The organism is Calditrichia bacterium, from assembly GCA_020634975.1.
In the GTDB taxonomy this organism is placed as follows: Bacteria; Calditrichota; Calditrichia; order RBG-13-44-9; family J075; genus JACKAQ01.
In genome coordinates, this window is sequence record JACKAQ010000002.1 from 627,255 (window position 1) to 650,524 (window position 23,270).

General features: G+C 48.7%; 14 protein-coding genes. 6 read left to right on the forward strand and 8 right to left on the reverse strand.

Annotation, left to right across the window (positions count from 1 at the left end; translation table 11 throughout):
* Position 1 precedes the first annotated feature (1 nt).
* The 8 genes from H6629_16985 to H6629_17020 form a co-directional block, all read right to left on the reverse strand.
* Positions 2–1,495: an APC family permease gene (locus H6629_16985; protein MCB9069488.1), complete on the reverse strand. Its 1,494-nt coding sequence runs from the start codon at positions 1,493–1,495 to the stop codon at positions 2–4.
* Between the two features lie 15 nt (positions 1,496–1,510).
* Positions 1,511–3,196: a DUF885 domain-containing protein gene (locus H6629_16990; protein MCB9069489.1), complete on the reverse strand. Its 1,686-nt coding sequence runs from the start codon at positions 3,194–3,196 to the stop codon at positions 1,511–1,513.
* Positions 3,197–3,378: 182 nt separating this feature from the next.
* The gene (locus H6629_16995) at positions 3,379–5,733 is read right to left on the reverse strand and encodes a glucosamine-6-phosphate deaminase (GenBank protein ID MCB9069490.1); all 2,355 of its coding nucleotides are present in this window, start codon (positions 5,731–5,733) and stop codon (positions 3,379–3,381) included.
* 49 nt (positions 5,734–5,782) lie between these two features.
* Positions 5,783–6,703: an N-acetylmuramic acid 6-phosphate etherase gene (murQ, locus tag H6629_17000; GenBank protein ID MCB9069491.1), complete on the reverse strand. Its 921-nt coding sequence runs from the start codon at positions 6,701–6,703 to the stop codon at positions 5,783–5,785.
* 2 nt (positions 6,704–6,705) lie between these two features.
* Positions 6,706–7,548, reverse strand: coding sequence for a phytanoyl-CoA dioxygenase family protein (locus H6629_17005; protein MCB9069492.1), 843 nt, complete (start codon positions 7,546–7,548; stop codon positions 6,706–6,708).
* 17 nt (positions 7,549–7,565) lie between these two features.
* Positions 7,566–9,314: a Na+:solute symporter gene (locus H6629_17010; protein MCB9069493.1), complete on the reverse strand. Its 1,749-nt coding sequence runs from the start codon at positions 9,312–9,314 to the stop codon at positions 7,566–7,568.
* Positions 9,304–10,803, reverse strand: coding sequence for a sodium/solute symporter (locus tag H6629_17015; GenBank protein MCB9069494.1), 1,500 nt, complete (start codon positions 10,801–10,803; stop codon positions 9,304–9,306). Before H6629_17015 ends, H6629_17010 begins: the two co-directional genes overlap by 11 nt.
* On the reverse strand, positions 10,803–13,652 hold the full coding sequence (locus tag H6629_17020) for a serine hydrolase (protein ID MCB9069495.1): 2,850 nt from the start codon (positions 13,650–13,652) through the stop codon (positions 10,803–10,805). The genes H6629_17015 and H6629_17020 overlap by 1 nt, the downstream gene beginning before the upstream one ends.
* A gap of 312 nt (positions 13,653–13,964) precedes the next feature.
* On the opposite strand from H6629_17020, the gene H6629_17025 reads away from it, so the two are divergent.
* From H6629_17025 to H6629_17050, 6 genes are all read left to right on the forward strand, one after another.
* Positions 13,965–14,837 carry an AraC family transcriptional regulator gene (locus H6629_17025; GenBank protein MCB9069496.1) on the forward strand — a complete coding sequence of 291 codons (873 nt, stop codon included), beginning with the start codon at positions 13,965–13,967 and terminating at the stop codon, positions 14,835–14,837.
* A 148-nt stretch (positions 14,838–14,985) separates the two neighbouring features.
* Positions 14,986–16,086 (forward strand): DUF5009 domain-containing protein, encoded by a 1,101-nt coding sequence (locus tag H6629_17030; GenBank protein MCB9069497.1) that lies wholly within the window; start codon positions 14,986–14,988, stop codon positions 16,084–16,086.
* A 47-nt stretch (positions 16,087–16,133) separates the two neighbouring features.
* On the forward strand, positions 16,134–17,111 hold the full coding sequence (locus tag H6629_17035; GenBank protein MCB9069498.1) for a PD40 domain-containing protein: 978 nt from the start codon (positions 16,134–16,136) through the stop codon (positions 17,109–17,111).
* A 44-nt stretch (positions 17,112–17,155) separates the two neighbouring features.
* Complete coding sequence (locus H6629_17040) at positions 17,156–19,672, forward strand: Ig-like domain-containing protein (GenBank protein MCB9069499.1); 2,517 nt, start codon at positions 17,156–17,158, stop codon at positions 19,670–19,672.
* 410 nt (positions 19,673–20,082) lie between these two features.
* Positions 20,083–21,216, forward strand: a complete 1,134-nt coding sequence (locus H6629_17045; protein MCB9069500.1) for a glycosyltransferase family 2 protein — start codon at positions 20,083–20,085, stop codon at positions 21,214–21,216.
* Positions 21,206–23,248, forward strand: a complete 2,043-nt coding sequence (locus H6629_17050; protein MCB9069501.1) for a DUF2723 domain-containing protein — start codon at positions 21,206–21,208, stop codon at positions 23,246–23,248. Before H6629_17045 ends, H6629_17050 begins: the two co-directional genes overlap by 11 nt.
* The last annotated feature ends 22 nt before the right edge of the window (positions 23,249–23,270 follow it).

Genomic DNA, 23,270 nt, shown 5'->3' on the forward strand with positions numbered 1-23,270 from the left:
TTTATTCCGGCGGCAGGTTACCAAAAATTTTATCCACATCTGCACCGGATGATTTGAGTTTCCGCATTTCGCGAAAATAAATGATGCTGGCGATCGCCATCACTGCCAACCAAACCGGCGTTGAATGAAAATACCATGCGCTGACTTCCGCGTTGATATCTTTCCAAATGTGCACGCCGAGAAATCCGCCAAGTGTTAAAACGCCCAAAATACCCAACGGAATCTGGATTTTTCGTGATTTCAGAACAGTAATTCCCGATGCAATGGTGGGATTTTTTCTGTGTAGAAAAAGAATGGACACGGACATCAGCAAAAAGTTGACGAGCATCGAAGTGACCAAAATATCCACGCCGAGAAAAAAGTCCCCGGCAAAATGGCTGCCCAAAATCCCGACGGACGCCATGCAGGCACTGAGCACGATTGCTAGTTGCGGCGTGTGGAATTTCGGGTGCACTTTGGCGACGGATTTTGGGAAAATGCCGTCCTCCGCCCATGCAAACATTAATCGCGAAACAGACAGCAGCATCGCGGGCAAATCGTTGATCAACGCGATGGCCGCGCCGGAAACGATCAGCACCGTCCAGCCAACCGGCAGCAAAACGCCGAGCAATCCGGGTGCTGTTAAATCGCGCAATTGCGCTTCCTGTGAAATATATTGCCACGGTACCGCATGATAAACAGCGCCGGTGAACAGCAGATCAAACAACCCGACAGTGAGGATCGCGACGCCGATTGCCAGTGGCAACGTTCGCCCCGGATTTTTGGCTTCGCCGCCGGCTTGCGCTATCGAATCGAATCCGATAAAGCTGGAAAACAGAATCGCCGAAGCCGCCAAAAACGCACCAAAATTGAAAGAAAACGGTTCCGCCGGCGGGATGATTTGCCCGGTTTTTTGTGCAGTCGCTGCAATAAAATCTTGCTGGTTGAAATAAAATCCGGCGATAATCAGCACAAATCCGGTGATAAACATCAGCACCATCAACGGAATGAGCGTTCGTTCATACAGCCGCAAACCGCGCAAATTTACCCACACAAACACCCACAAAAACGCCAGCGCCAACAGCAACCGGATGTTGGGAATTTCCAGAAACGCGACAACACCCGTCCAGCCGAGCGCATCAAAAATATCGCGCACAAACGGCACAATGACATACGAAACCACACCAATTGCAATCGACAGCCCAAACCATTGGGAAAAGCTGGCCACAAAACCGAGATAAGGATTGAGCGCACGGCTGGCATACACATAACTGCCGCCCGCCCGTGGCATCGCGGATGCCAAAATTGCATATGGCAAAGCCGCCAGCACTGCCGGAATAATCGCAAACAGGTAGGCATAAACCACATTTGGCCCGATTTCCGGCACGTTGCGTTGCAGCATAAACGGCACAATATTGATGGATGCGCCCATCATCGAACAGATGCCGGTTGCTGCGAGTCCCAACAATCCCATTTGCCGCGTTAGTCCGGTTCGGCGTTGCGTCGATTCATTCATATTTTCGTTTCCGTGCTATTCTGATTTAAAAAATTGCTGTATTTCGTCATCCAAACCGAGGTATTCCCAACGCAACAGCGCGATTGGTACGTTGCCGTTGAGCATAAGGTAATCGTGGAATTTCCGCAAATCAAAATTCTCTTTTTGGAGGATTTTAGCATCGCTTAACAGTTTGATTATTTGCAACTTACCGATCTGATATGTAATTGCCTGTCCGGGATTATATGCAAAAAATCCGGCTTCCTGCACTGCGGTTGCAACATCCATCGGAACGGTTTTTGCGAGATATTCGCCTGCCTGCTCAATAGAAAAAGTGCCCAAAGCCAGACGGATATCGACTTCGACCCGCAGTGCCCGCAGGCGCATAAAATTGTAGATAATTTCGCGGGTTTTCGGGCGGTCATCGAATAATCCGAATTGGTGCATCATTTCTTCGACGTAAAATCCGATGCCTTCGTTTGCGCCGGAATCGATATATGCACGGCGTATCGGGCGGGGATTTTTCCACGAAATCGCCATCTGGAAATAGTGTCCCGGCACGCCTTCGTGAACAATCAGCGGACGCGGATCAATCGCGCGCGACAGATTAAAATAGGATAAATCGCGACTCGGTTCTGGAATATAGCTGATGCCGTTTTCATCCAACCGCGTTTCGGAGGTGAGATCGTCGACAACGCCCATATTGGTAAACGGTGCGAGATACTCCGGCACCGGACGGTTGAGATAATGCTGCAGCCAGTCCGGCACACTCATAATATTTTTGGCTTCCATAAAATCGCGGATTGCCTGCTCATCTTTTTTCGCCTGCTCAATTTGCGCTTCAGTTCCCGGGAAAATGGCCGGTTCCGGCACAGCGGAATTGCGCAATTTTTCGAACGTTTCGAAAGCGACGGCACGCTGCCATTCCTGTTGTCCCTGTGCCAACAGCGTTTCGGGCGAGTAGGGGATGAGGGCAACATTTTTCAGAAAATAAACATAATTTTCCCGCCCGACGCTGAATTTATCGCTCATTTTCAACCGGTTTTTTTTCAGCCAACTGGTGTAACTGAGCAATGCGGCGGCAGCGTTGTCGGTCGCCTTCAATATTTTTGAGCGATATTTGTTTGAGGTGATCTCACTGAGTTTTGTGAACAACACATCCATTTTTGTCATCACATCGCCGATGTTATCCAATGCTATTTCAGCAAATGGACGAATACCTTCGGTGAGATTTGCTTTTGCAGCATCTACTGTTTTGTGAAAACTGTTGAGCCGGATAATAATTTCGTTAACGCGTTCGTCCGTCATCGGTGAACTAATGAGCAACAATTCGTAAACGGAGCCCAGGGTTTGGTGAACGTAAAAATCGGGATTGCGGTGCGGTTGGCGCAGCACGTTCAGCTCCCAATTGACCCGTTCGAGCATCGCACTGAGGCAGAGAAAATCCACGCTGTCTTCGCGTGTCCAACCCGTTTTGGGCAGCGCATCCAGTTTTTTCCGGAATTCGTTATACTTTTCGCGATGGTTTTCCAATGCTTTTGGGGAGAAATCCGGCGTCCATCCCGCTGGACGTTCAACCCGGGGAATATCGTCGCCAGCAACCGGCTGGGTGACAATTCGCCAATCGCGAAAGTCCTCATAAAGTTTTAATAAATCCGGGTTTGTTTGTGCAAAAATATTCGCAGAAATAAATAACAAAGAAATCCAGATTAAAAATCGCATAATTTCCCTCGATAATTTTCGGTATTGCGCAAAAGCTGAAAAATTGTAGCAACAGATTACATCAAAAACCGGAGTTTGACATGAGCATTTTTTCAGTCAAACTCCGGTTTAATTATTTCCAATCCAACTTATGATATTCGATTGAATTATCCAACCCGGCATCGATAATGCGCGGAAAAAAATCAGCGGTTTTCAACAGCGCGCATAAGCTCGCGGCTGCTGGCGTAAAATTCCGGCAGATCCATTTCTTTGATGAACACCAAACCACGGGTTGCCCGAATGAGCGGGCTGGCGTTTTCGTAAAACCATTCGCGCCCGAGGCAAATCTTCATCTTTTGGTATTGCTCAACCTGGATGCGCTGTGCCAGTTCGGAAAACGGGCCGTCGTGCTCATAACTGGGGAAGGACGCCGCTTTTTGGGAGCTGAACGAGTTCAAAAATGAGGTTTGCATCACCGCAAACATGTTCAGCGAAACCGGCACAAAAATATTCGCTTCCGACGGATGAAAACGATACCAGACGTTTCGATATCCCCACACTTTGATATCCGATCGGCCGGAGCTTTTTTCATATTTTTTCAACGCTTCGGTAACGGCTTGCAGCACCTTGTAATGGGTGTCCGGACCGCTGGCTTCCGGGTCGAACGCCACGGTCACAATATCCGGGTTCACTTCTTCCAGCAACCGGACAATTGGCACCACATCGCGCTCGATGGTCGGTTCCTCCGTAAAAATATCGCCGGTGTAGAACCCGAGCCGCAGGTGTTTTACGTAATCGCAGTTCCAGCCGAAATAGCCCCACAAACATTCCGCTTCCCATTCGCGGCTCATGGCTTTCAGGCTTTGGATATGCGGTAAATCTTTTTTACCGGGATACTCGGTTTTGAAATAATGCATCAACTCTGAGATGCGATTTTTGATGCCTTTGAGGTCATCTTCATCATAAACTTCGATGAGATTGCGGAGCAGACGCCGGGCTTCGCCCTCATTTTTGATGGTGCGGCTTTTCATCGCTACGCCGTCGAGGTATTGCCAAACATCGCGATTACGTCCGTTAAGATTATCTTTTGCGAAATAGCCGGTGTCGTGCAGCCCCTCAAATTCGGGAGAATCGAGCACTTCCAGTAATTTTTCCAACTGCCCGATCATAAATTGATTGGACACGGAAGTAAACCCGCCGGTGAAACAACTGAAATAATGGGTGTTGCTGGCATCGCGAATGTGGCGCACCACATGCGGCAAATAGCCGAGCATTATATCGTCGTGATGCGGTTCGGTGTGTAAAAAACGTTTATTGCTGTGTTTCGAAATGCCGCTTTCCAGTTTGGTCATCAAATCATCGCGGACAGCTTGAAGGGTATCTTTCAAATTGCCGCTGTGTTTTTTGAGCATAACTTTGCCGAGCATATCTTCGCGAAAATCCGACGGACTGAGCGCGGTAATCGATTTTCGGGCGTTCACCGCTGTGTCCACCACAATTTTTTCGATGGTTTCCGGTGCCAGCGGATCTTCCATTTCGATGAGCGCTTTCTGACGCTCTTTCATCAGTTTTGCAGCGCCGCGCGTGATGTAAAATCGGGCATTCGCCAATTGTTGCAGCACCGTCGCGGGATACAGAATATTCGGCGGATTTTCGATCGCATCGCGGATAACCGACGCTTTTGCTTCACCTGCAGCGATAATAATGGCCACACATTGCGGATTGTACGCGATGGTTCCCAATCCGATGGTGATCACCAGCCGATTGCGGGAAATTTCGATCCCGCCGAGATCCGTCGCTGCCGAAGCCTGCGTTTCGTAGTTGGTCGGTGTCAACCGGGTTGTCGAATAATGATCCGATCCGCTGACATTGAAACCGATGTGCCCGTCCGGGCCGATCCCGCCGAGGAAGAAACCGATCCCGCCCATTCCGCGAATGATCTCCTCATATTCCTGGCACCATTGATCGATGCGTGCCAGCATATCGCGTTGGCGGCGTTCTTCGCGGGTTTTGCCGTAGCGGTAGCGCAGCGAGAGGTCAACTGTGTGATTCGGCCACACATCGGACAGCGATTCGCCGGGTTCCAGCCCGATTTTTTCGCAATTGATCAGCATCGCACGGTCGCGGGAAAGCCCGAAACTCTCGATATAAAATTGCCTGATATACGCGTAAAAACTGTTGTGTTGTTTGGGATTGATCGGATAAAATTCATCGATTTGAACAAATCGCAGGGCGTTCATTTCCGGTTTTTTGGCTGGATTCAATCCGCTATCTTCCAGAAATTTGCGCATTTCCGGGTTTTCCCAATTGCGTTGAATATGGGTGACCCATTTTATAAAATGCTCGGGTGTTTTTCCGGTCGGCAGCGAAATAACGCCTTCCGGGTTTTGCTGAACCCATTCCAGAAATCGCATCGCCGCCAGCTTTCCGAGCGCCGGAAAATTGTCAACGATGATGGTTGGAATTCGCTCCGTTACCGGATTAAAATCTTTGAAAAGTGATTGTTGCAGTGCGGCGTTTTCCACAGGGCTTAACGTCACACGATCTTTGCGTGGCATGATAAACTCACTCTTTTTTGTTTTAGTAAATTGTCATCTAAACGTCTAACTATACTGAAGTTATCTCTAATGCTTTTCTGACAAATCCATTGCTTTGAACCAATCGGTGCCGGGCGGTATCGGCGTCAACATCGGCAAGAATCATCACCAATGCCGTTTTAACATGTCCTTTTGCGTTCGCCAAAACGGTAACTGCCGTTTCGTAATCTACGCCGGTAACCATCATCACCGTGCGTTTGGAACGCTCTTCCAGTTTGCGAGAAGTCATCATCAAATCGACCATCATATTGCCGAACACTTTTCCCATGCGAATCATCGATGCGGTGGTGAGCATGTTCAGCACCAATTTGGTGGCGGTGCCGGCTTTCATCCGGGTGGAACCCATCACCACTTCCGGCCCGACAACCACACAAATAGCGATATCCACCGGGAAGGTAATCCGCTCACGCGGGTTGCAAGTGACAAAAATCGTTTTCGCGCCCATTTCGTGGGCTTTTTCCAATGCGCCGAGCACATACGGTGTTCGGTAGCTGGCGGCGATTCCGCATAACACATCGTTTTTAGTGAAACCACGGGCGAGTAAATCCTTCTGCCCCTGGTCATGTTTGTCCTCACTGCCTTCCTGTGCGCTGGTCAGCGCTTTTTCACCACCGGCGATAATGCCCTGAACCATTTCCGGCGAAGTGCCAAAAGTTGGCGGGCATTCTGCAGCGTCGAGCACACCAAGTCGTCCGCTGGTTCCCGCGCCGATATAAAATAAACGTCCGTTATTTTTGAACGTATCGACGAGCAAATCCACCGCTTTCGCGATATAGGGAATTTCTTGCTCAACAATTCCGGGAATTTTTTGGTCTTCTGTATTGATAATCCTAAGTATTTCCTCGGTTGTCTTGCTGTCAATTTCTTCAGACGCCGGATTTCTTGCCTCGGTCACCAGATTTTCAATTTGTTTAAAAACACCATCTTGCATACTTATCTCTCCTGATGTGAATCGCGCTGGTAGAGTATTGGGTTCAGCGCTGTTTGAATGGTTTCGCCAAGCTGAGCGCCCGGGCAAAACACATCGCGATCCAACGCCTGATTTTCATTTTCGGGTGCCTTAAGCTGCATATCGATGTCCATATAGATAATGGTCATTACTTTACGCGGATTCGGCGTTGTATTCGGTCCGGCTCGGTGAAACGTCCAGCCATAGTGAAAGCTGATTTCACCCGGATCGAAGGATTCCTGAACGTATTCAAATTGTTGTTTTTTCAATGCTTCGGCAATTTCTCTTTCGCTTTCATCGCTGATTTTGAAATTGCGTCCACCGGAAAAATGGTGGCTTTTGGCAGAAAATGCCAACGGCCCCATATCCAGTGATGTGCGCTGCAACGGAATCCAGACGGTGCAACATTTTTCAGTGGCTAACGGCCAATAATATTGATCGGCGTGCCACGGTGTAAATCCGCCGCCGGGTTCTTTATACAACGCCTGATCGTGATATAGCCGGACACCACAGGTTCCCAACAGTTCAGTAGCAATGCTGGCCAATCGTTTGCTGAACACGAACGATTTAACAATTTCGCTGTGTTGCCACAAATTGGTAACCTGCAAAAACGCCTTTTGGTATGTGTCCCGCTCTGCCATCGGCTTTTCGTGAATATCATTTAATTCGAACACTTTTTTGGTGATTTCTTTGCCGTAGGTATCCAAATCCAATGGTGATAGGACATCGCGGATTTTGATAAAACCGTTGTTCCGGAAAAAGTCAATCTGTTTTTCGGAAACCGGAAACGGTTCGTTTAATTCCCAATGCGTTGAAATTTCAGACATTGTAAAATCCACTGGTTTTATTTTAAAGCTTCCCAATTCCTGGCGTTCAAATCCCACATGATAAAGGCGAATCCCAACACTGCGACCAGTAATAAACCCAATCCGATCAGCGTTTCGCCGAGCAAAAATTTACCGAACCCGAACAGCGCGGCATAAATCATGATAATGCCGGCGAGCCAGTCGAGCAAATCGCGACTCAATCCGGTATCCGCTTTCACATCCGGCGCTTTCGCAGCGATGGGTTTCCACATGCTGCCGCCGGGGCGGGTTTTGCGGTAAAATTTGATCAGCGTTTCGTCGGTTTCCGGCGCGGTTAAAAACGTGACTGTCAACCAGGTGACCGTGCTGATGCCAACCGTGATCAACATTACCATCGCGAAACCATGGGCATCATTGGTATCCATCCCCAAAACGCTTTGTAACACGATGGACACAACCAGCGATGCGAGCATCGCCGAAATTTCAGACCAGGCGTTAATTCGCCACCAAAACCAGCGCAAAATATAGACCGATCCGGTGCCTGCACCGATCGCCAGCAAAAACTTCCACGCGCCGGCAATGGTTTCCATTTGGGAAGTGACGAGCGCGCCCGCGATCACCAAAAACACGGTAGAAACCCGCGCTGCCATAACATAGTGTTTTTCGGACGCATCCGTTTTTACAAACCGTTTGTAAAAATCGTTGATCAAATATGAGCTGCCCCAGTTAAGCTGTGTGCTGACGGTGGACATAAACGCCGCTGCAAAAGAGGCGAGCATCAGCCCTTTGAAACCGGTCGGCAGATAGTTGAGCATCACTAAAATGTAGCCGGTTTGTTTATCTTCGACAGTTGGGAAGAGCACCAAACTGGTTAACGCAACCAGCACCCACGGCCACGGACGCAGCGCATAATGCGCAATATTGAACCATAACGTAGCCAGTAGCGAGTGGCGTTCGTTTTTGGTGGCGAACATCCGTTGGGCAATGTAACCGCCGCCGCCCGGTTCCGCGCCGGGATACCACGCTGCCCACCAGTTAACCGCCAGATACACAAAAAATGCGGTCAACGGCATCCAGACAGATCCGATTTCCGGCGTAAAATTGAGAATTTGATGATCCGCACCGTACTGGGCAATCAATCCGGTTTTCAGCCCTTCGATGCCGCCAACGGCATCAACAGCAAAAAACGCCAGCGCAATTGAGCCAACCATCGCAATGATAAATTGCAGAAAATCGGTGACAACCACACCCCATAATCCGCTGAGTCCGCTATATAATAATGTTACCAAAACGCAAATCCCGACTGCGACCCATTTATCCACCCCGATAGATAATTCGATAATTTTAACCATCGCCAGCGTTACCCAACCGAGAATAATCAGGTTGATCGGAATCGCGAGATAGAGCGCCCGGAATCCGCGCAAAATGGCAGCCGGTTTTCCGGAATAGCGGATTTCGGTGAACTCGACATCGGTGAGAACTTCCGCCCGTCGCCACAACCGCGCAAACAGAAAAACCGTGAGCAAACCGCTCATCAACATGTTCCACCAGAGCCAGTTCCCGGCGATGCCGTGATTCGCCACCAGTTCGGTTACCGCCAGCGGCGTATCTGCCGCGAACGTTGTTGCAACCATACTGGTGCCGGCCAGCCACCACGGCAGGCTGCGTCCGGATGTAAAATATTCCACAATATCGCCACCGGCTTTGCGGGAAAAATAAAGCCCGATGCCCAGCGCCAGCACAAAGTAAATCGCTACAAATGTCCAGTCCAGAAAACTAACTTGCATCGGCGCCTCCGCGCAATGTGTTCGAAATAATGCCAACCACAATTGTTGTCAGGCTGCCGACTACCGTATACAACGGCCAGGCGATTTGAACCGTTTGAATCACAATTGTCATCACAATCAGCGCAACGATAAAACCGACGATCGCATCCGTTTCTTTTGCTTTCGCATACACCAGTCCGAGCAGAAAAGTGCCGAGCAGTCCACCGTATGTATACGATGCAATACCAAGCGCTACTTCAACAACTGTGCCTTCCAGTTCGATAAAAAGGATGGCAGCGCCAACCAAAATCACTCCCCAGATAATTGTCGCCAACCGGGAAGTTTTGAGTTGCTGCGCCTCTGTTTTATCCTTTCCGAAGAGCGGCAGATAAATATCGAGCACCGCCGCGCTGGACAAGCTGGAAAGGCTGCTGGAGAGCGTGCTCATTGCCGCAGCAAACAGCGCAGCGACAATCAGTCCGCTGATACCGGCGGGCATTTCTTCCACAATAAATTTGGGGAAAATACCGTCCGAGCGGCTGAGCCCGAGTTCCTGAATACTGGCACCGTTGTAAAACGCAAACAGCATCACGCCTATGACCAGAAAAACCAGAAATTGGAGCAATACGGTAAACCCGCTGCCAATCATCGCTTTTTTGCTATCCGCGAGATTGCGGCAGGTGAGCACTCGCTGAACAATCAGTTGATCGGTTCCGTGCGAAGCCAAACTGAAAATTGCGCCACCGGCAACAGCCGTCAGGAATGTGTAGGAATTTTTGATAAAATCGGAGAAACTGAGTTCGAAACCACTGTAAAACCACTGGAATTTGTTACCGGGTGCGGCGGCGGCGATGACATCGGAAAATCCGTTGGGCAATTTGTTGAGCATCATCCATCCGGCTAAAATAGCACCACCCATATAAATTAACCACTGAATCATGTCCATCCAAATGACAGATTTTATACCGCCGATGTAGGTGTAAACCATTGTCAGCACACCCACCGCGATAATCGCATAAATATAAAATGCCGTGTTGCTCATTCCGCTGAAAGTGCCACTGCTTTTCATGATAATTGCCAGCGGAATCGCCGTCGCAAACAGCCGGACGCCGTCGGCTAACAGTCGGGTAATCATGAATGTGACGCTGGCGGTGTTGCGCATCCGTTGCCCAAAACGGTCACCCAAAAAGTGATACGCCGTGCTCAAATCGCCGCGATAATACGCCGGTAACAAAATCACGGAAACCAGCCCGCGTCCGACCACATAACCGAACACCAATTGCAGAAATGTCATATTTCCGCCGTAACTGACCGCCGGAATGCCGATAAACGTGAGCACACTGGTTTCGGTCGCGACGATGCTGAACATCACCGCGTACCACGGGATCGATCTGCCGCCTAAAAAATAATCGTTGGCAGATTTCTGATTTCGTCCGATATATGCGCCGAACGCCGCAGATGCCGCCATGTAAACAACAACGATAATGATATCAATTGTGGTAAATCCCATTAGTTATCTGCGACCTCCCCGACGTTTTCACCCATTTTTTTCAGTATCGCTTTGAGCACCGCATTGTGAAACGCCCGGCGCACCGGATAAACGCCGCCGCGTTCCCGGGTGGGATAAACGCGGTTGGTCAGCAAAACCATCGCAATTTTGCGATTCGGATCGACGACAAATGTGGTTCCGGTAAATCCTGAATGTCCAAAGCTGCCTTCGGAGAGCAGATCGCCATACATCGATTTTCCTTTGGATGGCGTGTCCCAGCCAATCGCGCGGTTGCTGCCCTCGGGTATATTTTGCGGGGTTGTCCAGTATTTTACCGTCGATGGCGACATGTATCGTTTGTTCGCGTAAATGCCGCCGTTGATCAACATTTGACCGATGACCGCCAAATCTTCCGCCGTGGAAAACAATCCGGCATGCGACGAAACGCCATTCAGGAAAAAAGTGTTTTCGTCGTGAACATCGCCGTGAATCAAACCTCGATCCATGCTTCCGCCGATTTCTGTCGGTGCAATTCGCGGCAGCAAATCGCGGGATGGGTTATACATGGTATTTTTCAAACCGAGCGGTTTGTAAATCAGATCTGCGGAAAGTTCGTCCATCTCTTTTCCGGTGATCGTCCGGAGAATTTCGCCAGCCATAATCAAACCGAGATCAGAATAAATCATCGAATCGCCGGGTGTGTAATCGAGCGGCAGTTGATAAATGTAATCCAGCGCTTCGGCTTTATTTTTGGCTTCTTTCCACAGCGGCGACCACCAATGCGCGCCGGAAGAGTGGGTGAGGAGGTTGCGGACAGTTACCGAATCTTTCAATCCGCCGGTGAATTTCGGCAAATAGCTGTGAACCGGAATGTCCAGCTCCAGCCGGTTTTGTTCCCACAACCGCATCGCGGAAATGGTGGTAGAAACCACTTTGGTTACCGATGCGAGATCGTAAATCGTTTCGGCAGTAACCGCCGGAGATTTCGGATCGTAGGTTTGTCGCCCGAAACTTTTGCTGGCCAACAGTTTTCCGTCGTGAACGATAGCAACTTGTGCGCCGGGGAAAATCGAATCTGCGATGGCTTTTTTGAGCACATCGTAGGCTTCGGTGAACAGTTCATCGTCAATAGCGCGTTCAATTTGCATCGGTCGGGCATCGCGTTGCAGCCCGTCGCCAATCGCATAAAACTCCGGGATGGAAACCGGCAATTTCCCGCGAACCGGAATTTCCCCGAACACCGCTTTTACCGCAGCGTTCACAGCCGTTCCGCCCGTGCCGTACGCACACAGATAACTCGGCGTGTTCGGCATTTTGCGAATTTCGTATGGCGAACCGAATGAAACCACCGCCATCGGCGTTTCGGTTTCGAACAGTTGATCGAGCAGCATCACCACCGTATCCGGCAGCGAAACAGAGCCTTTGTAGCTGCCCCAGGTCACAAACACACCGGCGACGATGGCATCCACTGAATCGGCCATCGCGACAATTTCCTGCGCTTCGGCAACGGTGGTTCGCGGATCGATCATCGCGGTCATCGCACCGGGAATCCGGCGGGAAACTTCGCGATTGAGCGCGGCGTCGTAACTGCTGTTTTTGCGATCGGTGATGGTGAGAACCATCGCTTTTTTGATATTTTCCGCAGCCAGCGGCAGCACATTTTTCTCATCGCGGAGCAGTGTCATTGCGGCTTCGGCGATTTCGGCAGCTTTTTGGCTGTGGGCATTTGTGGCGACAACCTGTTCAATTTTCTCAAAATCGATCTGCGGTTTCTGATACAATCCCTGATCAAATTTTGCCTGCAAAATCCTGCGAACCGATGCGTCGATCCGTTCCGCAGAAATCCGCCCATCTTTGGCAGCCTGCACCACAAACCGATAGGTCGATTCAAATTGCGGTGGAATCAACACCATATCGATGCCGGCGTTGATGGCACGAACAGCCGCATCGCCGCCCCAATAATTGTTCGTGATGCCGCGCATGTCCATCGCATCGGTGACCGCCAATCCCTCGAAACCGAGTTGATTGCGGAGAACTTCGGTAGTAAAATACGGATCGATCGACGCCGGACGACCCTCCATTTGCGGAAACGCGCTGTATGTGATGTGCGATACCATGACCATTTTTACACCAGCGGCAATCGCAGCACGAAACGGCGCAAGTTCTGTATTTTCAATACGTTCGGCAGATGCGCCGATCACCGGCAAGCCCAAATGGGAATCCACATCTGTATCCCCGTGACCGGGAAAATGTTTGGCTGTGGCATAAACGCCGCCGTCTTGCAATCCGCGAATAAACGCGCTGCCCAGTTTCCCGACCATTTCCGGATTCTCGCCAAATGAACGGGTGTTAATAATAATGTTATCGGGATTATTGTTGACATCCAGCGCCGGCGCATAACCCGCCTGAACCCCAAAAACGCGGGCTTCTTCGGCAGTAATTTTGCCCATTTGATAGGCGTATTCTTCCGAACCGGTCGCGCCGACTGCCATATTTTGCAGAAAATCCGTGCCTTCGTTGATGCGCATGGTGATGCCCCATTCGATATCCGCCATCATCATCAGGGGAATTTTGGCTTCGTCCTGCAACCGCTGGATATCGCGGGCAACAGCGTAAGGATTGGCGCGATAAAACATTGCGCCACCGATGTGATAATCTTTCACCAATCGGATCATGTGCTGAAAATCAGGGTCGTCTTCATTGTAAAATCGAAAAACAAAGGCCGGCGCCATCATTTGCCCGATTTTCTCCTCCAGCGACATTTGCGATAATGTTGCGCTGACCCAATCTTTGGGTGGTGTTTCTGTCCGTGTGCCTGCACACTGCCACAAAAAGCAGGCAAGCAGTAGCGATAAGAGTATTTTTTTCATTATAAACCTATGGTTTGCTGAGCGGTAAAATTGTGAAGTTACAAAAAAAGTCCAATGCGGCTGTCGCGAATATTTGTGATTTGCTGACTAAGTTAACACAGTTGGCCAACATTATCAATCATTTACGGTGTAAATATTCCAACTCGAAGTAGAAATTAGCAGATTTTCTTTATCCACACTGTTCGTAAATCCTCTTAAAGTTTAATTTTAAAATTTTTTTTATCTACATTTTTTTAACTGGAAAACATACTATATTAACTGTATATTATGATCAAATAGCAGATGTTGAATAAAAATAGTATCGGTTGCGTTATGATGAAGCCTGTTAATGTAAAACTGACGAATTCCCCGCTCTCCTCATTCAAGTTCAAAAAAATCCATTTACCCGAGTTTGATTTCAACTGGCACTGCCATCCCGAATATGAACTGATTTTTATGGTGAACAGTAAAGGCAAGCGCTTTATCGGCGACAGTATTGCCTATTACGAAACCGGCGATCTGTTCTTTCTCGGACCGAATCTGCCCCATACATGGTACACCAATTCTGTGAAAAACCAGCTTGGTTATCACGATGCCATCCAGATTCAATTTATGGAAAATGTTGCCGGATTGAACATTCGGGAAGCGCCGGAATTTTTGACAGTTTCCCAAATTTGCGGATTCGCCAGCCGCGGTTTGCAAATTGAGGGCGAAACCCGCGCTCAAATCGCCGAAATTATGATACGGATGGATGGCGAAAAAGGGTTGGAACGACTGATCAGCCTGATGGAAATCCTCAACACGCTCGAAAAGGCGGACACGGAAAAAATGAAATTTTTGTCCAGCGTCGAGCTTTCACAGGAATTCCAGCCGGAGCTCCAAAGCCGGATAGACAAGGTTTGCACCTACATCAACCAAAATTACAAACAACGGCTCAATCTTGAGCAAGCTGCCAAAATTGCCAATATGAGCGTTACCGCTTTTAGCCGGTTTTTCAAAAAATCGACCGGAAAAACGTTCGTCCAATACGTCAACGAGTTGCGAATTGGCCGGGCCTGCAAGCTGCTCATCGAAAGCCAGCTATCGATTGCCGAAATTTGTTACGAGGTTGGGTTCAACAATTTGTCCAATTTCAACCGCCGGTTTTTCGAACGCCACAAAATGAGCCCACGCCAGTACCGGCAGGAATTCACCAAAAAATTTTAGTCCGGTCGCCGGTTTTTTGGAACCGGCGATCTGTTTTCGGAAAAAGAAATGCCCGGATAATACTGGCAGCAGAATTCCGGGTTCGCTATTTTTTTTCTTTTTGATCGGATTACACGGTTAGGAAATTTTTTCTGGAAAGCGGTTGAATATGAAAGAACGACTTGTTTCTTTGGACGCGTTTCGCGGTATTACCATTGCCGGAATGATTTTGGTGAACAACCCCGGAAGCTGGAGCCACATTTACCCGCCGTTGGGGCACGCAGCCTGGCACGGCTGGACACCGACAGATTTTATTTTCCCATTTTTCCTGTTTATTGTTGGTGTGGCAATGGCATTTTCTTTTCCCGGACAGATTGAAAAACTTACCACACAGCAAATTTATCTGAAAATTTTGCGCAGAACGTTAACTCTTTTCGGGCTCGGATTGCTGCTGACACTGTTCCCGTTTTTCAATTTTGCTGAAATGCGGATTCCCGGCGTGTTACAACGAATTGCTGTATGTTACGCCATTGCATCGGTAATTTATTTGAACACAAATCTGCGGCAGCAAATTGGTATCACCGGAATATTGCTGTTGGCGTATTGGGCGATCATGAAATTGATACCGGTTCCCGGTTACGGCGCCGGTGATTTAAGCGTAGAAGGCAACCTCGCCGCATACATCGATTTCAGTTTGCTGAAAGGGCATATGTGGAAAGAAACATGGGACCCGGAAGGTATCCTGAGCACAATTCCGGCAATCGCGACCACGCTTACCGGCATTTTGACCGGTCACTGGCTGCGTTCCGGCAAACCTCGAGAAGAAATTGCCGGCTGGATGTTTGTCGCCGGATGGCTGGCTATCGTTGCCGGATTATTTTGGGGCATCGCTTTCCAGATCAATAAATCGCTGTGGACAAGCTCATATGTTGTGTTCACCAGCGGTTGTGCACTGCAATTTCTGGGATTTTGCTATTGGCTGATCGATGTAAAAGGCATTCAGAAATGGGCAAAACCCGCCATCATTTACGGCATGAATGCGATTGCCGTTTTTGTGTTGTCCGGTTTGCTGGCGCGTGTGTTCATTTTTACAAAAATCAGCGGACCCGACGGGCAATCCATCTCGTTAAAACAATGGATTTACGAAACGCTGTTCACCAGTTGGCTAAGCCCGCTAAATGCATCGCTCGGCTACGCGATTTTAAATGTAGTTTTCTGGCTGGCAATGATGACAATTCTTTATCGGAAACGTATTTTTATCAAAATTTGAGTTCAAAACAACGAAATATTCGTACCAAAAATTCCCGGAGTCTTATAATGCGATATGTTTGGATGTGTTTGTTTTTATTTGGTTTAACAATAAATCTTTCTGCACAGTGGCAATCGGCCGGCGAGCCGGTAAAGGTTGCCGGAAGTGCAGCGGAAGAATTCACAAATCCGGTGTGGTCGCCAACGGACGGACAATTGATTGCGCTCACCAAACCGGATTACAGGGGCATCTGGCTGTTGGATTTGACTGATGGCAGCATCCGCCAAATCAGCGACGAAACCGGTGCCGGTTTCGGTTTTAGCTGGTCGCATAACGGTGCGGCAATTGTCACCCGCGTTGCCAAATATGAGGGGCGTATTCCCTTTAACGAAATTCTGGTGTACGACGTGGCTACCGGCGATTACCGTAATTTGACGACCACAAAAACCCGTTTTCGCGATGTGCCGCGCTGGAGCAACGATGACGCGCTGGTTTACGCATTTGCCAAAAAAGACGTGGTTCAATACGAAACCGGGTTTGTTGCTGCCAAAGATTCTGTCAAAAAAAGTAATGCGCTGGTTTACAATAAAAATGGCAAAATCGCTGTCAAAAATAATAGCGAAAACGGCGAGGCTCTCGCGAAAGTTTACGATCCCGCAAAAGGCGCGCGATACATTAATATTGCGGTTTCACCGGACGGGCAAAAAATAGCGTTTGAAGTGATGGGCGGCAATCTGCACACGATGAATGTGGACGGCAGCGAGCTGGTGGATTTGGGCGAAGGCTATCGTCCGGCGTGGTCGCCGGATGGCAAATACCTCGCGTACATGATCACCGAGGATGACGGTCATCGTTTTACGGCGTCGGATATTTACATTGTTCCGGCAACCGGCGGAAATTCGATGAATATCACCAAAACTGCCGATCGTATCGAATTGAATCCAACGTGGTCGCCGGAAGGTGATCAAATCGCATTCGACGATTACAACGCCGGCGAGGTTTATATTCTGGCGATTCAGCCGGCCGCCGTTCAGGAAGAAAATTAGTGCTGTAAATTATCGAGAAAAGATGTAAAACAGGAAATTTTATTATGCGTATATCTAAAATAATTATCACCTTAGCGGCGATATTTTCTTTGCAGGCAACTGCCCAGGTTACCGGTTTATCCGGTTGGGATATTTACCTCGATCCGGGGCATAGCCGTACGGAAAACATGGGTATTTACAATTATTCGGAAGCGGAAAAAAACCTGCGCGTTTCACTTCACACACTGGAATTGCTGTTAACAACCACCGATATCGACACAGTTTGGAGCAGTCGCTATAACGACAATGTTCAGGTTTCGCTCAGCCAGCGAACAGATGAAGCAAACAGTTTGGGCGCGGCGTGGTATCATTCCATCCACAGCAACGCCGGTTCAGCGACGGCAAATAACACCTTGCTGTTGTGGGGGCAATATCAAAACGGGCTGGAAAAAGTGCCCAACGGCGGTAAAGACATGAGCCGGGACATGATTCCGTTGCTCACCGCTGCGATGCGCATTCCCACTATCGGCGATTACGGCGATTGCAGTTTTTACGGCTGCACGTTCACCGGACCGTATTTGCATGTCAACCGCACCACTTTTATGCCATCGGAACTCAGCGAAGCCGGATTTCACACCAGTCCAACCCAAAACACCCGGAACATGAATGCCGAATGGAAACGAATGGAAGCATATGCTTTCTATTGGTCGATTTTGAAATATCACAATCTCAACCGCCCAACCACCGGTATTGCAGCCGGGTATATTTATGATATCGAACGTGGAATTCCGCTAAACGGTGCAACAATTGTTATTGACGGGCAATCGTACACAACAGACACTTACCAATCGCTGTTTTTTAAATACACCAGCGACCCGGATTTGCTGCATAACGGCTTTTACTTTTTCGAAAATGTAACACCGGGACCGCACCAGATGATCGTTTCTGCGGAAGGTTTTGAGCCGGATACGCTCACCGTCACGGTTTCGGATACGTTTATCACGTTTACGGATGTGAACCTGATCGACGCCCGTCCGCCATTGGTTTTAGAAACAATTCCCGCACAAAACGCCACGGAAATCAGCGTTTTTGATAATATATCTATCCAGTTCAGCCGCCGGATGAGCGCCGGTTCGGTGCAAAATGCTCTCACTTTTGAGCCGCCGTTAACCTACACAACCCAGTGGCAAAACAGCAATCGCAAGCTGGTTCTCAACCCGTCGGACATGCTGCAGGGCGTGCAGTACACAATGACCATCGACTCAACCGCCCGCGATATTTTCAATCACGAATTGGATGGCAACGGCGACGGCATCGGTGGCGATGCATTTACCCTCACATTCACCACAGAGGAAGAAGATTTACTACCACCGCAGGTGAACGGTGCGTTTCCGCCCCAAAACGCGGTTGATGTCATTTTGCAACCCATCATCAATCTCGAATTTGATGAAATTATCGATCCGGCATCCATTCAATCCACCAGTGTCGGGTTGAAAAATAGCGTAACCGGCGATCCGGTTCCGGGCACGATGCTCGATTTTCAGGTAAGCGATCGCACGGTTTTCAGCTTTTTCCCGAATGATGCGCTGGAGCCATTAACCCAATATTCCGCAACTGTTCAGCCCGGATTGAAAGATTTGTTCGGCAACGAAATCGATACGGAACAACAGTTTAGCTTCACCACCGGAAACGTTGGATATCAGGTAATTACCATCGATCCGTTCCAGGCGGACATTTTAACCAACTGGTGGGACCCGCAGCAAAGCGGTACCACAACCGGTATTCTGACCAACGAAACATCGCGCGGAAACAACAGCATTTATTTTAATTTGCTCAGCGGCAGCAACCGTTCCATGCGGTTGTCGTATGGCTGGGATGTCAGCGCCGGTAACTGGCTGATTCGCGAATATCTCGGTGGCGGAACGCCGCGCGGTATTCTTTTTGATGATACCTACATTTTGCAGGTCTACATTTTTGGCGACGGCAGCGGCACCAAATTCCGCTTTGCGATAGACGATAACGCCCCAAATGGCAGCGCAACTGATCACGAAGTGACCGAATGGATGCCCATCGACTGGATCGGCTGGCGGCTCGTTTCGTGGGATTTGGCAAACGACCCGATCGGTACATGGCTCGGCAACGGCGTGCTGAACGGCGATCTGCGCTTCGACAGCTTCCAGATTTCCTATGATAATGCAACCTGCAGCGCGGTAACCGGTGCCATTTATTTTGATGATCTTCTATTGGTAAAACCGGTTGTTGTGGGTATCGATGATGGGGGAGTGGCGCAAAATATCCCGACCGAACACGAATTACTGCAAAATTATCCGAACCCGTTCAACCCGACGACAGAAATCCGTTATGCGGTGGCCAACAGCAACCGCCCGGTAAAACTGACGATTTACGACATGCTCGGTCGCGAAGTGCGGACGCTGGTGAATACCAACCAAACGCCCGGAAACTACACCGCAATGTGGGACGGTCGCTCGCAAAATGGGAATCCGGTTGCCAGCGGCACTTATTTATACACGCTTAGCATCGGCGATTTTCAGCAAACGCGGAAAATGCTGTTGCTAAAATAATTTGGGTTTATTTGCTGATTTTATTCAATTTACAAATACTGCGGAAAGCGGGCGAGTCAAGCCCGCTCCGCTGATTTGTCATCACTGTAACCATTGCGCAGCACCTGCACAGGAAAAATTTTCCCATCTTCAAACATTTATTTCACTCGACCAACCGACCGACAACATCTGACGATTTTTTATCGACCTGATTAATACAGAACCATTTCTCAAAGTTCCTGTTTTTACATTCGCAAAAATTCCAGACTAATTTTTCATAATTTTTTGAACCAATTCTTCGCTGCAGTGTATGTATTTTCAGCAGTTTACAAAAGTTACGGCAATAGGCCCGATTGATTATTCCCTTGCGAAAACAGGTTGAATTGGTTAAAATTTGCGATGCTTTTTAATATCAGTATTGTGAGGAAACGATGAACCGGACGGCTGGATTGCCACTGGTGACAATTTTGACGCTGAATTACAACGGAAAGCGATTTTTAAAGAACCTTTTTGATTCGCTTCGCAGTTGTACCTACCCGAATCTCGAAATTATCATGGCTGATAACGCTTCGACAGATGACAGCGTCAATTTTGTGCAATCCGAATATCCGGAGGTAAAAATTCTTCGCAACGCCGAAAATTACATGTTCGCGCGGGGAAATAACGAAGGATTGAAAATTGCCAATGGAAAATACATTTGTGTAATTAACAACGATGTCGAGGTTGCGCCGGATTTTGTGGAACCGGTGGTTGCCGCGTTTGAGGCAAATCCGCATCTGGCGGCAGCGCAGCCCAAAATTCTGGCGATGCAGCAGCGCGATCATCTGGAATATTCCGGTGCCTGCGGTGGTTTTATCGATTGGTTCGGCTACCCGTTTGTCCGGGGACGCCTGTTTCAGGATATCGAAAAAGACGACGGACAGTACGACCAGCCCTGCGGTCTGTTTTGGGCGAGCGGCGCCTGTATTTTTTTGCGCAAAACCGCGATCGACACGGTTGGTGTATTCGACGAAGATTTTATGATGCACATGGAAGAAATCGATTTGTGCTGGCGATTACGGCTCAACGGATGGGATATCGGCGCGTTTCCCGCATCCAAAATTTGGCATCACGTCGGCGGAACGTTAAATAAGGATAATCCCCGAAAGATGTATTGGAATTATCGTAACAACTTGTTTTTATTGATGAAAAACCTGTCACGAAAAAACCTGCTGATTCGCATTCCGATGCGAATGCCGCTCGATTTTCTGGCGCTGGCTGTTGAAACAGCCAAAGGCAGGTTGGGCAATAGCGCCGCCATTTTGCGGGCATACAAATGGGTTTTTTCACATCTCGGATTAATTTTACGCAAACGCCGGGAAGTCCAGCGTTCCCGCACCGTTTCGGATGAAACGATTTTTGAACGGGTATATTCCGGCAGCATCGTTTTTGAATATTTTGTGCTGGGCAAACGCAAATTTTCCGATTTGCGGGCGGCGGACCCATTATTGGCTAAAAATCTGAAACCTTTTGAAATCAAATATTCACGCAACATAACCGGAGCAACCTTATCCAATGAACGATAAACTCATTCATCGCGGCAGTGCCGCAATTGCATTTCTGGTCAGTTTTTTTGTCTATCTTTCGACAATGGCGCCAACCGTTTCCTTTTGGGACTGTGGCGAATTTATTGCATCATCGTATAAACTTGCTGTTCCGCATCCGCCGGGAGCGCCGGTTTATTTGCTCATCGGCAGAATTTTTTCGATGCTGCCGATTTTCACCGATATTGCCGCTCGGGTAAACTTCATTTCGGTGATCAGCAGCGCGTTTACTGTGCTGTTTTTGCATCTGATTATCGTTCATTTCATCAAAGATTATTTGAACAATCCGCTGGAAGGACAGAAAAACATCGACCCAAATGAAGGGTTTATGCGTTTTGTGCCCCATTTTGGCGGCTTGATCGGCTCGCTCTGCTTTGCGTTTTCATACAGTTTTTGGTTCAACGCTGTGGAAGCTGAAGTTTACGCCATTTCCATGTTTTTCACTTCCATTTTTGTGTGGCTGGTTTTGGTATGGAGCGATCACGCGGAAGAACGCAGCCGCGATCGTTATTTGCTGGTCATCGCTTATTTGATGGGTTTGGCGATGGGTGTGCACATTTTAAATGCGCTGGTTTTGCCCACGCTCGTGATGATCGTTTACTATCGCAAATACGAAACAAACATTTTCTCATTTATCATAATGGGCATTGTCGGCATCGCGCTGACCGCGTTACTTTATCCCGGTGTTGTTAAAGAAATTCCCGCAATCATCCAGACAACCGGATTTGCCGGATTCGGCGTTTTTCTGGTTTTTCTCACACTCGCTCTGGCGTATTTCGTTCAGAAAAAAATGGATGTTCCGTCGTTGTTTTTTTCCTCGCTGTTGTTGATTATCATCGGATATTCTTCATTTATGATGGTGTTTATCCGCTCCAATCTCAACCCGAACATCGACGAAAACGACCCGGAAACCATCGAAGCGTTTATCAGCTACATCAATCGTGAACAATATGGCGATCACCATTTTGACCGGGAAAAACGCCGGCAAGAGTCGCCCAATGGCAACCGCTACAAAAGCAGCAGCGATTTTTTCTGGAATTACCAGATCAACGAAATGTATGTGCGCTACTTTTACTGGAATTTTGGCGGCATCGAAGATACAAACGATCTGAGCCGCGAACGCAAACGCGCAGATGCCAGCCGCTTTTGGTTCCTGCCGCTTATTTTGGGGGCGATCGGATTTGCCTATCATGTTTTCCGGGACTGGAAAAAGGCGCTGGCTGTGGGAGTGCTATTTTTCATGACGGGGCTGGCGATTGTGCTTTACCTTAATCAACCGGATCCACAGCCGCGAGAACGGGACTATAGTTATGTTGGCTCATTTTTCGCATTTTCGATCTGGATCGGGATTGGCGCAGCCGCCATTTTGGAAATGCTCACTACGGCTTTATCCAAAAAAGATTCTGTCAGCAACAGCCCGGTTGCATGGATTGCGGCATTGCTGATGTTTGTAATTCCTGCACGGATGTATTCGGTCAACATCCACACGCACGATCGCTCCGGAAATTATGTAGCATCGGATTATTCCTACAATATGCTCATCAACTCCGAAGAAAATGCAATCATTTTCACCAACGGCGATAACGATACATTCCCGCTTTGGTATTTGCAGGAAGTTGAGGGTGTGCGGACAGATGTTCGCGTTGCCAACCTCAGCTTGCTGAACACCTCATGGTATATAAAACAACTGCGTGATATGGAGCCGAAAGTGCCCATTAGCCTGAGCGATGACCAGATCAAACGCGTTGGTTTGGTGCCGTGGCCGAGCAGTAAAAATTTTGAAGTCCCGACAATTCCCGACCGAATCCGCGCAGCCGAAAAACGCGAATACCAGCTATCGACTGGAAAAGATTCGGTGAATATCCCCGAAAAAATCGTCTTCGAGGTTCGACCGAAACTGGAAGGACCAATGCGCGGCGGCGAACGCCAGGGGTATCTGCGGGTGCAGGATTTCATGATTTTGAATATTCTGGCCAGCAACCGTTTCGAGAAAAGCCGGTATATTTTGCCGTAACCAGCTCCGATCAAAACCGGTT

Excerpts from the sequence above, each read along its gene's own strand:
- H6629_16985 (MCB9069488.1), bottom strand. The coding sequence starts at position 1,495 with ATGAATGAATCGACGCAACGCCGAACCGGACTAACGCGGCAAATGGGA.
- H6629_16990 (MCB9069489.1), bottom strand. The coding sequence starts at position 3,196 with ATGCGATTTTTAATCTGGATTTCTTTGTTATTTATTTCTGCGAATATT.
- H6629_16995 (MCB9069490.1), bottom strand. The coding sequence starts at position 5,733 with ATGCCACGCAAAGATCGTGTGACGTTAAGCCCTGTGGAAAACGCCGCA.
- murQ (MCB9069491.1), bottom strand. The coding sequence starts at position 6,703 with ATGCAAGATGGTGTTTTTAAACAAATTGAAAATCTGGTGACCGAGGCA.
- H6629_17005 (MCB9069492.1), bottom strand. The coding sequence starts at position 7,548 with ATGTCTGAAATTTCAACGCATTGGGAATTAAACGAACCGTTTCCGGTT.
- H6629_17010 (MCB9069493.1), bottom strand. The coding sequence starts at position 9,314 with ATGCAAGTTAGTTTTCTGGACTGGACATTTGTAGCGATTTACTTTGTG.
- H6629_17015 (MCB9069494.1), bottom strand. The coding sequence starts at position 10,803 with ATGGGATTTACCACAATTGATATCATTATCGTTGTTGTTTACATGGCG.
- H6629_17020 (MCB9069495.1), bottom strand. The coding sequence starts at position 13,652 with ATGAAAAAAATACTCTTATCGCTACTGCTTGCCTGCTTTTTGTGGCAG.
- H6629_17025 (MCB9069496.1), top strand. The coding sequence starts at position 13,965 with ATGATGAAGCCTGTTAATGTAAAACTGACGAATTCCCCGCTCTCCTCA.
- H6629_17030 (MCB9069497.1), top strand. The coding sequence starts at position 14,986 with ATGAAAGAACGACTTGTTTCTTTGGACGCGTTTCGCGGTATTACCATT.
- H6629_17035 (MCB9069498.1), top strand. The coding sequence starts at position 16,134 with ATGCGATATGTTTGGATGTGTTTGTTTTTATTTGGTTTAACAATAAAT.
- H6629_17040 (MCB9069499.1), top strand. The coding sequence starts at position 17,156 with ATGCGTATATCTAAAATAATTATCACCTTAGCGGCGATATTTTCTTTG.
- H6629_17045 (MCB9069500.1), top strand. The coding sequence starts at position 20,083 with ATGAACCGGACGGCTGGATTGCCACTGGTGACAATTTTGACGCTGAAT.
- H6629_17050 (MCB9069501.1), top strand. The coding sequence starts at position 21,206 with ATGAACGATAAACTCATTCATCGCGGCAGTGCCGCAATTGCATTTCTG.